The organism is Stenotrophomonas sp., from assembly GCF_032056425.1.
In the GTDB taxonomy this organism is placed as follows: Bacteria; Pseudomonadota; Gammaproteobacteria; order Xanthomonadales; family Xanthomonadaceae; genus Stenotrophomonas.
The window spans coordinates 1-11,479 of the sequence record NZ_DAMBCN010000039.1; the positions used below are offsets into that span (position 1 = coordinate 1).

Below are 11,479 nucleotides of genomic sequence, written 5' to 3' on the forward strand. Positions count from 1 at the left end.
CGGGGGTCACTTCACCATGGGGGCTTGGCCGCGGCATCCATGCCGCGGACACCCCTGCACAGCCCACCCGCCCGGCCACGGACAGGTTCCGTGCGCGCCAGCTACGGAGTGAAGAAGGAAGAGCGGAAAGCGGGTCGCGGCGCTGCGCTTGCTCGCAGCCGAGCATGGCTCGGCTCTACAGGGGCGTCGTTCGCCGGAAAGAGTTCATCCACGCATGGCGTGGATCTACCACAGGCGCATCTCCCAGACAGCGTCCATCCACGCATGCCGTGAATCATCCGGACGCACCGGGAGACTGTCAGGGGCGGGGCGGGTTGGGTTCGCGGGGGTATCCGCGCCATGGATGGCGCGGCTAAGCCTCCAGGGACGGATTCACGGCGTCCCCCGCGAACCCAACCCGCCCCGCCAAACCATTACACCCGCTCTTGCCGTTGCTCTGGCTTCAAGAGCGGGTGCAGGGCCGCAGGCCCTGCAAGCAAAAAAACCCTCACTTACCCCGCAGGCGGCTGTGCTTGAAGCCGTAGCCGAAATAGATCACGAAGCCGACGATGGTCCATACGCCCATCAGCATCCAGTTGTGCAGCGTCATCGCCGACAGCAGGGCCAGGCAGCTGATCACGCCCAGGCTGCAGACCAGCCAGGCCGCCGGAATGCGGAACGGGCGCGGCAGGTCGGGCTGGGTGCGGCGCAGGATCAGCACGCCTGCACAGACGGCTGCGAAGGCGATCAGCGTGCCCATCGAGGTCAGCTCGCCCAGGATATCCAGCGGGAACAGCGCCGCCAGCAGGGCGATGCCGATGCCGGTGATGACCGTATTGATGTGCGGGGTGCGGTACTTCGGGTGGATCTTGGTGAACACCGGCGGCAGCAGGCCGTCGCGGCCCATGATCATGAAGATGCGCGGCTGGCCGATCACCATCACCAGCACCACCGAGGCCAGGCCGATCAGGGCGCCCACTTCCACCACCCAGCGCAGCCAGCCCAGCTGCGGATGCGCGGCCACGGCGGTCACCACCGGTTCGTCGGTGCCCAGCAGCTGGAACGGCACCAGGCCGGTCATCACGGCGGCCATGGCGATGTACAGCACGGTGCAGATCACCAGCGAGAGCATCATGCCGATCGGCATGTCGCGCTGCGGGCGGTGCGATTCCTGCGCTGCCACCGAAACCGCCTCGAACCCGATGTAGGCGAAGAACACCATGGCCGCGCCACGCAGCACGCCCTCCATGCCGTACTTGCCCGGGCCTTCGTTGGCCGGGATGAACGGGGTCCAGTTGCTGGTGTCCACGTACTTCCAGCCGACCACGATCACCAGCACGATCAGGCCGGTCTTGAGGATCACCATGGCCATGTTCATCGCCGAGGACTTGCTGATGCCCACGTAGCACAGCCAGGTGAGCAGCAGCACCAGGATGGCGGCGGGAATGTTGGCGATGGCACCGGTTGGGCGCAGCTGCGCATCCAGTGGTGCGCTGACCAGCGCAGCCGGTAGATGGATGTCGAACTGGCTGAGGAAGCTGAGGAAGTAGCCGGTCCAGCTGACCGCCACCGCCGAGGCCGAAACGCCGTACTCCAGCACCAGCATCCAGCCGATGAACCAGGCCGACAGTTCGCCGAAGGTGGCGTAGGTGTAGGTGTAGGCGCTGCCGGACACCGGCACCATCGCGGCGAACTCGGCATAGGCCAGGGCGCAGAACGCGCAGCAGATCGCGGCCAGCACGAACGAGAGCATGATGGCCGGCCCAGCGTGGTTGGCCGCGGCCTGGCCGGTGATGACGAAGATGCCGCCGCCGATCACCGCGCCGATGCCCAGTGCGGTCAGGCCCCACGGGCCCAGGTGGCGGCGCAGGCTCAGCCCGTTGGCGTCTTCATGGGCGGCATGCGGATGCTTGGTGGCCCACAGTTGCTTGAACATGTGTGTCGGTCTTGTCGAAGCGCCGTTCGAGGCGGCGCGGGGGAAAACGGACGGGCCGGCGCAGGGCCGGCCCGTAGGGCGATCAGGGCGACTTGGCCAGCTTGCTGTTGCGCATGCCGTAACCCACGTAGATCAGCAGGCCCAGCACGGTCCAGCCGACGAACAGGTGCCAGTGCACCACGAACGCCTGCCAGAACAGGAACAGACAGGTGGCCGCGCCCAGCGGGCAGATGATCCACACCGCCGGCACGCGGAACGGGCGATGGATGTCCGGCTTGGTATAGCGCAGCACCAGCACGCCGATGCAGACGGTGGCGAAGGCCAGCAGAGTGCCCATCGACACCAGCTCGCCCAGCACGTTCAGCGGCACCAGGCCGGCCAGCGCGGCGGCGATGACGCCGACCACGATCGTGGCGACATAGGGCGTGCGGAAGCGGGCGTGGACCTTGCCGAAGAGCCTGGGCAGCAGGCCGTCGCGGGAGATCGTGTAGGCGATGCGGGTCTGGCCCATCATCATCACCAGCACCACCGAGGACAGGCCGGCGATGGCACCGATTTCCACGGCGGTCTTCAGCCAGGCCAGCTGCGGGTAGCCTTCCAGCGCGGTGGCCACCGGCTTGTCGGTGCCCAGCAGGTGGTAGGGCATCATGCCGGTCAGCACGGCGCAGACGATGATGTAGACGATGGTGCACACCGCCAGCGAACCGAGCAGGCCGATCGGCATGTTGCGCTGCGGGTCCTTGGTTTCGCCGGCGGCGGTGGAGACCGCATCGAAGCCGATGTACGCAAAGAACACGATGGTGGCGGCGCGGAAGATGCCGCTCCAGCCGAACTCACCCGGCACGCCGGTGTTTTCCGGAATGAACGGCTGCCAGTTGGCCGGGTCGACATGGGCCGCGCCGATGCCGATGAACAGGCAGATGACGGTGACCTTGATCGCCACGATGATCGCGTTGACGAACGCGGACTGGGTCACGCCCACGTACAGCAGGCCCGACACGGCCGCCACGATCAGCACCGCCGGCAGGTTGAACAGCTTGCCCGACGATACGAATTCGCTGCCGGTCCAGGCGATGGGCGCGGCGCTGAGCAGGTCCGGGAACGGCATGTGCAGGGTGGTGGTGATGAAGCTGATCAGGTACGCCGACCAGCCCACGGCCACCGAGGCCGAGGCGAACAGGTATTCCAGCACCAGGCACCAGCCGATGAACCAGGCCATGCCTTCGCCCAGGGTGGCGTAGGAATAGGAATAGGCGCTGCCGGACACCGGCATCATCGCGGCGAATTCGGCGTAGCACAGGCCCGCCAGGGCACAGGCGAAGCCAGCCAGCACGAACGAGAGCATCACCGCTGGGCCGGCGTGGTTGGCCGCGGCCTGGCCGGTGAGCACGAAGATACCTGCGCCGATCACCGCACCTACGCCCAGCAGGATGAGGTGTTTAGCCGTGAGGGTCCGTTTCAACGTGGCTTCGCCGTCCAGGCTGCCTTCGATGGGTTCGCCAGCATCGACGTGCCCGGCCGGTTGTACCGGCTTGACCCTCAACAGAGCTTTCAGCATGCAGAACTTTCCTGATGATCGGTTTGGGAGGGCCGCCGATACGTTGCCGGCGGCCTGGAATGGTGAAGACCGCGCGAACGGCCCGCTGTACCTTAGCCAAAGCTGAAGCCACCGCACAAGCGCAATCGCAACAATGAACGGCGATAATGGCCGATGTTTTCCAGATCGCCCCGCATTCATGAACGAATCCGCCGAATCCCTTGCCGTGCTTGATGATCGGCTGCGCAGCCTGCTGCAGGAATATGCTGACCGGGAGCCGTCCCACGGCGAGCTGGCTGCCGAATTCGGCACATTATTGGAGGATCCGGAAGATCCGTTCCGGCGCGAGCGTCTGGCCGGGCACTTCACCGCCAGCTGCTGGCTGGTCAGCGCTGACGGCCAGCGGGTGCTGCTGACCCATCACCGCAAGCTGCAGCGCTGGCTGCAGCTGGGCGGGCATGCCGATGGCGACCGCGACCTCGCCCATGTGGCGCTGAAGGAAGGCGAGGAAGAGTCCGGCCTGACCGGCCTGGTGCTGGAAGACCCGGCCATCTTCGACCTGGACAAGCACTGGATTCCGGAGCGCAAGGACGTGCCGGGGCATTGGCACTACGACGTGCGTTTCGTCATCCGTGCGCTGGGCGGTGAAGCCTTCGTGCTGAGCGAGGAATCGCTGGCGCTGGCCTGGCGGCCGGTGGCCGAGGTCGCGGCAGATCCGCAATCGGACGCATCGATGCAGCGCATGGCGCGCCGGTGGTTGGCGCGTTGATGCATTCCGCCGGGCATGGCCCGGCGCTACCGGTAGATCCACGCCATGCGTGGATGGCGCGGCGCCAGGGTCAATACAAAATGCGCGTCCGCAACGTGCCCGCAATCGCAGCCAGCTCGTCGCGCACGGCGCTGGCCTGCTCTTCGCTGGCGGTGATGTCGATCACCACGTAACCCACCTTCGGGTCGGTACGCAGGAACTGGCCGTCGATGTTCACGTTGTGGCGCGAGAAGATCTCGTTCACCTTGGACAGCACGCCGGGCACGTTCTGGTGGATGTGCAGCAGGCGCAGGCTGTCGGCATGCTCGGGCAGGGTCACTTCCGGGAAGTTGACCGCTGACAGGGTGCTGCCGTTGTCGCTGTAGCGCACCAGCTTGGCCGCCACTTCCACGCCGATGTTGTCCTGTGCTTCCAGGGTGCTGCCGCCCACGTGCGGGGTCAGGATCACGTTGTCGTGGCGGGTGAGCGGCGATTCGAAGACATCGCCGTTGCCCTTGGGCTCGACCGGGAACACGTCCAGCGCCGCGCCGCCAATGTGGCCGCTGGCCAGGGCGGCGTCCAGCGCATCGATGTCGACCACGGTGCCGCGTGCGGCGTTGATCACGTGTGCGCCCTTGCGCATCTTCGCAAGCTCGGTGCTGCCGATCATCCACTGCGTGGACGCGGTTTCCGGCACGTGCAGGGTGATGATGTCGGCGCGCGCCAGCAGGTCGTCCAGGCTGGCCGCGGCGCGGGCATTGCCCAGCGCCAGCTTGGTTTCCACGTCGTGGAAGATCACCTGCATGCCCAGCGATTCGGCCAGTACGCCAACCTGGGTGCCGATATGGCCGTAGCCGATGATGCCCAGGGTCTTGCCGCGCACCTCGTGGCTGCCGCTGGCCGACTTCGACCAGCCGCCGCGGTGGCACTCGGCGTTCTTCTGCGGAATACCGCGGGTCAGCATGATCGCCTCGGCAATCACCAGCTCGGCCACGCTGCGGGTATTGGAATAGGGGGCGTTGAACACCGGGATGCCGGCCAGTTCGGCCGCATCCAGGTCCACCTGGTTGGTGCCGATGCAGAAGCAGCCCACCGCGATCAGGCGCTTGGCCTCGGCCAGCACCTCGGCACTGAGCTGGCTGCGCGAACGGATGCCGACGATGTGCGCCTCGGCGATGCGCGCCTTCAGTTCGTCTTCGGGCAGGGCCTTGCTGTGGGCCTCGATCTGGCTGTAGCCGGCGGCGGCGAACACCTCCACGGCGGTCTGGCTGACCCCCTCCAGCAACAGTACGCGGATATCCTGCTTGGGGAACGAGGTCTTCTTCGGCGACATGGGACGGCACGGCCAGTGGGACAGGGGCCGCCCACTATGCCAGATCACCGCCGTCATGGTGCAGTGCGGAAATGGTTGCATTCGAACCTATCGCCGCCTGCCGCCGGGACTGGACGCCCGTGCGCGCCGCTGGCACGCTTGCCCGTTCTTCACGCACCGCGCTGGACCGTCATGACCGATTCCCGCATCGCCTCGTTGCAGCAGGCCTGTCCCGGCCTGAAGCTGAAGACCGATCCCGCCGACCTGGAACACTACGGCCGTGACTGGACCCGGCGCTGGGCACCTTCCCCGCTGGTCATTGCGTTGCCCGCCACGGTGGAGGAAGTGCAGGCGGTGATGCGCTGGTGCGCTGCCGAAGGCGTGGCCGTGGTGCCGTCCGGCGGCCGTACCGGCTTGTCCGGTGGCGCGGTGGCGGCCAATGGCGAGCTGGTGCTCAGCCTGGAGCGCATGAACAAGGCGCTGGCCTACGATGCCGTGGACCGTACCCTGGTGGTGCAGGCCGGCATGCCGCTGGAGGCGCTGCACAACGCCGCGCTGGAACACGGCCTGATCTATCCGGTGGATTTTGCCGCGCGTGGTTCCTGCTCGATTGGCGGCAACATCGCCACCAATGCCGGCGGCATCCGCGTGATCCGCTACGGCAACACCCGCGAGTGGATTGCCGGCTTGAAAGTGGTGACCGCCAGCGGTGAACTGCTGGAGCTCAACAAGGGCCTGATCAAGAACTCCAGCGGCTACGATTTCCGCCAGTTGCTGATCGGTTCGGAAGGCACGCTGGGCGTGATCGTGGAGGCGACGGTAAAGCTGACCGACCCGCCGCCGGCCAGCAACGTGATGCTGCTGGCGGTGCCCAGCTTCGACGTGCTGATGCAGGTGTTCGCCGCATTCCGCGCGCGCCTGCAGCTGCAGGCGTTCGAATTCTTCACCGACCGCGCGCTGGAACACGTGCTGGCGCATGGGGCGCAGGCGCCGTTTGACGAGGTGCACCCGTATTACGTGGTCACCGAGTTCGCGGCCAACGACGAGGCGCAGGAAGCCGCCGCGATGGCCGCCTTCGAAGACTGCATGGGCAACGGCTGGGTCAGCGACGGCGTGATCAGTGCCAGCGATGCCCAGGCGGCCCAGCTGTGGCGCCTGCGCGAGGGCATCACCGAAGCGCTGGCGCGCTACAAGCCGTACAAGAACGATGTGTCGGTGCGCATTTCGGCCATGCCGGCGTTCCTGGCCGAAACCCAGGGGCTGATCGGCCAGGCCTACCCGCATTTCGACGTGGTCTGGTTCGGCCATATCGGCGATGGCAACCTGCACATCAACGTGCTGAAGCCCGATGACACCAGCGACGCCGATTTCGTAACGCAGTGCGAGCACGTGACCAAGCTGCTGGCGCAGGTGCTGGCACGCTTCGATGGCAGCATTTCCGCCGAGCACGGCATCGGCCTGGTCAAGAAGGGTTACCTGGACAGCACCCGTGGCCCGGCCGAAATCGCGCTGATGAAGGCGGTCAAGCGCGCCTTCGATCCAGAAGCACGGCTGAATCCCGGCAAGCTGTTCGACGCCTGATCCGCCCATCTTCTTCACGATGCCGCTACGCTTCACCCACGTCCACTGTGAACCGCACACCATGATCCGATCCGCGCTGATGCTTGCCCTGCTGTCCCTGCCGCTGGTCGGCTTCGCTTCCAGCTTCGCTGGCACCTCGGCAGGTTCGGCCACCGGCGCCTCGTCCGGTTCGTCGGGCAGCAGTTCCGGCGATGACAAGGTGGTGCGCGCCGCGCGCGATGATGCCGCCGCGTTCGTGGCCACTGACGGCCAGATCCGTGGCGCGCGCCTGCAGGCGGCGCTGGTGCACCTGCGCGAGCAGGATGCCGGCGCACAGCAGCAGAGCGACCTGGAACTGGCGCGGGCACTGCTGGCCCGTTGATGCGGGCGCAATGAGCTCGGCCGGAAGCATCGCCGGGCAGGGCCCGGCGCTACCGTGGCGCGCCGCGGTAGCGCTCGGGATGGCCGTAATGGCGTGGCTGATGGCGCCGGCTGCGCATGCCGCCGGGCGGCTGCAGCTCGATCCGGTTGGACTGACCGCCGCCCAGCGGCACACCGCCCAGCAAACCCTGGATGATGTGCAGGCCCTGCTGCCTGCTGGGCTGCTGCAGGCGCTGCCGGCGCAGGTGCGGGTGGGCTGGCGTGACGACCTTCCGCAGGAGGTGCACGGGCGCGCGTTCGCCGGTGCTGTCGCGCTGCGTCGCGCGCTGCTGGATGACGGGACGCCCGGTGCACGCCGGGCCCGGCGCAGCGCGCTGGTACACGAACTGGCCCATGTGGCCGACCGCAGCGGCGGGCGGTGGTCCAAGACCGCCCGCTGGCGCGACCTGGCCGGTTGGCAGCGACGGCCGTGGCACCTGGGGCGGAGTGACAACGCCTTTTCCGACCGCAGCCCGGATGCGTACGAACGCCACAGCGCGGCCGAATACCTGGCGGTGAACGCCGAATACTTCGTGCTGGACGCAGACTTTGGCTGCCGTCGACCGGCACTGGCGCAGTGGTACCGCACGCACTTCGGCACCCCACCTTCGCTGCCGGAGCCGCAGTGCGCGGTCGAGATGCCGCTGCTGCAGGCCGACAGTGAAGAAGGGGCGGCCTCGTTGCTGGCCCTGGACCCGGCCCGTGTGTACGCCGTGGATTACCTGTTTGCCGAAGGCAGCGCCCAGCCCATGAGCCGCTGGGGCCACAGCATGCTGCGGCTGGTGATCTGCCGCCCGGGCCGCGCGCCGGGCCCTGAGTGCCGCCTGGACCTGGAACACCACCGGGTGCTGTCGTTCCGCGCGTTCGTGGGCGATGTGCAGTTGTCCAACTGGCGTGGCCTGACCGGTGGCTATCCTTCGCGCCTGTTCGTGCTGCCGCTGCAGCAGGTGATCGATGAATACACCAAGGTAGAGCTGCGCGGCCTGCAGTCGCTGCCGCTGCACTTGGATCGCAACGAGATCGCCAGTCTGCTGGAACGGACCGCGCAGGTGCACTGGAGCTACGACGGCCGTTATTTCTTCGTCAGCAACAACTGCGCGGTGGAAACCGCCAAGCTGCTGCAGGCCGGCGTGCCACGCCTGGGCCAGGCGGGCCTGGCGCAGGTGACGCCGCGCGGTCTGCGCAAGCGCCTGGTGCGCGTGCAGGCGCTGGATGAAACAGTACTGGCCGACCGCGCATCGGCACAGGCGCAGGGCTATTACTTTGCCTCTGCGCGCGATCACTACCAGCAGCTTTTCACGGTAGCGGCCACGCAGCTCGATCTGCCGGTGCACAGCGTGACAGCGTGGCTGAAGCTTGCGCCGGACCAGCGGACGCCGTGGCTGCAGCGCGGCGACATGCGTGCCACCGCGGCCCTGTTGTTGCTGGAACAGGCGGCACAGCGCCGGGCCGAGCTGCGCGCGCGCGATGTGCTGAAGCGGCGCCTGCTGGCCGCGCCTGACAGCGCGGCGACGGCGCAACTGCGCAGCTTGCTGCAGCAGAGTGGACAGTGGCTGCGCCCCGCAGCATTGCTGGCCGATGCCGGTTACGGTCTGCCCCTGTCCGAAGAACAGGCTGCGCTTGCACGTAAGGTGGCAACGGCCAGCGCGCAGTCGGTGCCGGCCTGGCAGGCACTTCGCCAGCAGCTGCGCGCGCAGTTGTCGTCGGCGCAGCGCGCGCAGATGGACGCCATCGATGCCAACCTGGCTGCGCTGGCCGAGCGGCTGCGCGGGCAGGCGGCTGCGGCCGACGCGCCTGTCTGAACCGCGCGTCAGCGCACAGAGCTCGTTTTCAGTGCACGTTTACAGCGCGGTGCTAGGGTCGGGGTTCCTGTAGTTGCGACAAGGAGCCACGCCATGCGTGCAGTTTCCGCCTTGATGGCCGTCTCCCTCGCCGCCGTGCTGGTCGCCTGCCAGCCGGCGCGACCCACGTCCAGTACCGCTCCGGAAGCACCTGCGTCGGCCGCGGATACGAGCCGGCAGCCGGTTTTCCGCGCCACCGGCAATGAGCCGGGTTGGTTGGCCGTGGTCGATGGGCCGTCGCCCGGTCTGCAGGTGGAAGTGGATTACGGGCAGCGCCGCTTCCAGGTGCCGGCGCCCACCGAAGGCGCCGATGGCTGGGTGGGCAAGGCTGGTGATGGCACCGACATCAAGCTCAGTTTCCAGCGCACGCCGTGCCAGGACGACATGAGCGGGCAGGATTTCGAGGCAACGGCCATGTTGACCGTGGGCACCCGCCAGTACCACGGTTGCGGCAGCTTCGCCGCACCCGCCCCGTAGCGTCGAGCTTGCTCGACGGCTTCTACCGCACGCCCGTTCCTGGTAGGTGCCAACCTTGGTTGGCACGCATGGAGCAGTCGAGCAAGCTCGACTCTACGAACAGCGGTAGCGCCGGGCCACGCCCGGCGCAGCCCGGCGCAGGTCAATCAGTCGGCGCGGCCGGCGAATTCGCCGGTGGCGGTGTTCACCAGCACGCGTTCGCCGTTGGCGATGTACTCCGGCACCATGATTTCGATGCCGGTGTTCAGCTTGGCCGGCTTCGGCCGCTTGGTGGCCGTGCCGCCCTTCAGTTCCGGCGGGGTCTCGATCACTTCCAGCACGACCGAGGCCGGCAGCTGGATCGCCACCGGCTGCTCGTCGATGACCTGCACGTAGATGCCGGTCAGGCCGTCGGTGATGTAGCCGGCGTCGTCACCGATCACGTCGGCGTCCAGGGTGTACGGGGTGTAGTCCTCGTCATCCAGGAACACGAAGGCATCGCCGTCCTTGTACGAGTACGTGGACTGGCGGCGCAGCAGCTCCACTTCGACCAGGTTGTCATCGGCATCGAAGCTGGCATCGAGCTTGTTGCCGCCCGGCACGCTGTACATGATGAAACGGAAGCGCACGTTGCCGCCGCGGCCCTGCGGTGAGCTGCGCTCGATGTCGCGGATCTGGTACACGCCGTTGTTGTACTCGACGACGTTGCCCTTCTTGATGTCGTTGGCTTTCATGGTGTTCTAGGTCGGTTGGGGGTGGGCGCCATCCCGGCGCCCGGGGGAATCACTTCGGAGCGAGGCGGGTGGCGCCGTCCAGGCGGATGGTCTCGCCGTTGAGGTAGGTGTTGCCGATGATGTGGCCGACCAGGCTGGCAAAGTCTTCCGGCTTGCCCAGGCGCGAGGGGAACGGGATCGAGGCGGCCAGCGACTGCTGCACGGCCTCGGGCATGCCGTCCACCATGGGGGTCCAGAACACGCCGGGAGCGATGGTGTTCACCCGGATACCAAAGCGCGACAGTTCGCGGGCCATCGGCAGGGTCATGGCGACCACGCCGCCCTTGCTGGCCGAGTAGGCGGCCTGGCCGATCTGGCCTTCGTAGGCGGCCACGCTGGCGGTGTTGATGATCACGCCGCGTTCGCCGTCATCGCCGGCGCTGTTGTGCTGCATACGGTTGGCCGCGGCCTTGGCCACGTTGAAGCTGCCCACCAGGTTGACCATCACCGTGCCCTGGAAGTTGGCCAGCGGCATCGGTGCCTCCTTGCCCAGCACGCGGCCGGCACCGAGGATGCCGGCGCAGTTCATGGCCAGGTTCAGCCCGCCCAGGAAGTCGTGTGCCTGGTCGATGGCGGCGGCCACGGCTGCTTCATCGCTGACATTGACGTTGAAGTAGCGGGCCTTGTCGGCGCCCAGCGCGGTGACCGCGGCCGCACCCTTGTCGTCATTCAGATCGAACAGGGCAACCTTGCCACCGTGGGCGACCAGGTGTTCGGCCACGGCCAGGCCGAGGCCGGAAACGCCGCCAGTGATCACGGCACGTACGGAAGACAGCTGCATTGCAAGGTCCTGCAGGTTCAAGAACCGCCGATTCTAACGGAAGCCGTGGCACTGGCTGTTGTGCGGTGCTGCAAAGGCGGGTGGGATAGGTGGTTTACGTAGAGTCGAGCTCGCTCAACTGTTCCAGCAGTGCCAA

9 protein-coding genes and 1 pseudogene are annotated in these 11,479 nt (G+C 67.2%); 5 read left to right on the top strand and 5 right to left on the bottom strand.

Features of this window, described 5'->3' with window-relative positions; translation table 11 throughout:
* Positions 1-487: 487 nt before the first annotated feature.
* Entirely contained in the window at positions 488-1,915 is a 1,428-nt protein-coding gene (locus RTY46_RS18335) for an amino acid permease (RefSeq protein WP_312710190.1), read from the bottom strand.
* Positions 1,916-1,997: 82 nt separating this feature from the next.
* The gene (locus tag RTY46_RS18340; protein ID WP_312710191.1) at positions 1,998-3,473 is read right to left on the bottom strand and encodes an amino acid permease; all 1,476 of its coding nucleotides are present in this window, start codon (positions 3,471-3,473) and stop codon (positions 1,998-2,000) included.
* Between the two features lie 133 nt (positions 3,474-3,606).
* On the opposite strand from RTY46_RS18340, the gene RTY46_RS18345 reads away from it, so the two are divergent.
* Entirely contained in the window at positions 3,607-4,221 is a 615-nt protein-coding gene (locus RTY46_RS18345) for an NUDIX hydrolase (protein WP_312710192.1), read from the top strand.
* 70 nt (positions 4,222-4,291) lie between these two features.
* On the opposite strand, the gene serA is transcribed toward RTY46_RS18345, so the two are convergent.
* Positions 4,292-5,533, bottom strand: a complete 1,242-nt coding sequence (gene serA, locus RTY46_RS18350; RefSeq protein ID WP_312710193.1) for a phosphoglycerate dehydrogenase — start codon at positions 5,531-5,533, stop codon at positions 4,292-4,294.
* A gap of 171 nt (positions 5,534-5,704) precedes the next feature.
* Between serA and RTY46_RS18355 the strand changes: the two genes are divergently transcribed.
* The 4 genes and pseudogenes from RTY46_RS18355 to RTY46_RS18370 form a co-directional block, all read left to right on the top strand.
* Positions 5,705-7,093 (top strand): FAD-binding oxidoreductase, encoded by a 1,389-nt coding sequence (locus RTY46_RS18355; protein WP_312710194.1) that lies wholly within the window; start codon positions 5,705-5,707, stop codon positions 7,091-7,093.
* Between the two features lie 61 nt (positions 7,094-7,154).
* A complete protein-coding gene (locus RTY46_RS18360) occupies positions 7,155-7,454 on the top strand; it encodes a DUF2388 domain-containing protein (protein ID WP_312710195.1) in 300 nt (99 codons plus the stop codon).
* Positions 7,455-7,533: 79 nt separating this feature from the next.
* Positions 7,534-9,294, top strand: a complete 1,761-nt coding sequence (locus tag RTY46_RS18365) for a DUF4105 domain-containing protein (RefSeq protein ID WP_312710212.1) — start codon at positions 7,534-7,536, stop codon at positions 9,292-9,294.
* A gap of 225 nt (positions 9,295-9,519) precedes the next feature.
* Positions 9,520-9,810: pseudogene (locus RTY46_RS18370) on the top strand (hypothetical protein); the annotation flags it as partial.
* Between the two features lie 146 nt (positions 9,811-9,956).
* Here RTY46_RS18370 and yeiP read toward each other — a convergent pair.
* Together yeiP and RTY46_RS18380 are read right to left on the bottom strand one after the other, a co-directional pair.
* The gene (gene yeiP / locus RTY46_RS18375; protein ID WP_079221730.1) at positions 9,957-10,523 is read right to left on the bottom strand and encodes an elongation factor P-like protein YeiP; all 567 of its coding nucleotides are present in this window, start codon (positions 10,521-10,523) and stop codon (positions 9,957-9,959) included.
* Between the two features lie 49 nt (positions 10,524-10,572).
* Complete coding sequence (locus RTY46_RS18380) at positions 10,573-11,343, bottom strand: SDR family NAD(P)-dependent oxidoreductase (protein ID WP_312710196.1); 771 nt, start codon at positions 11,341-11,343, stop codon at positions 10,573-10,575.
* Between the last annotated feature and the right edge of the window lie 136 nt (positions 11,344-11,479).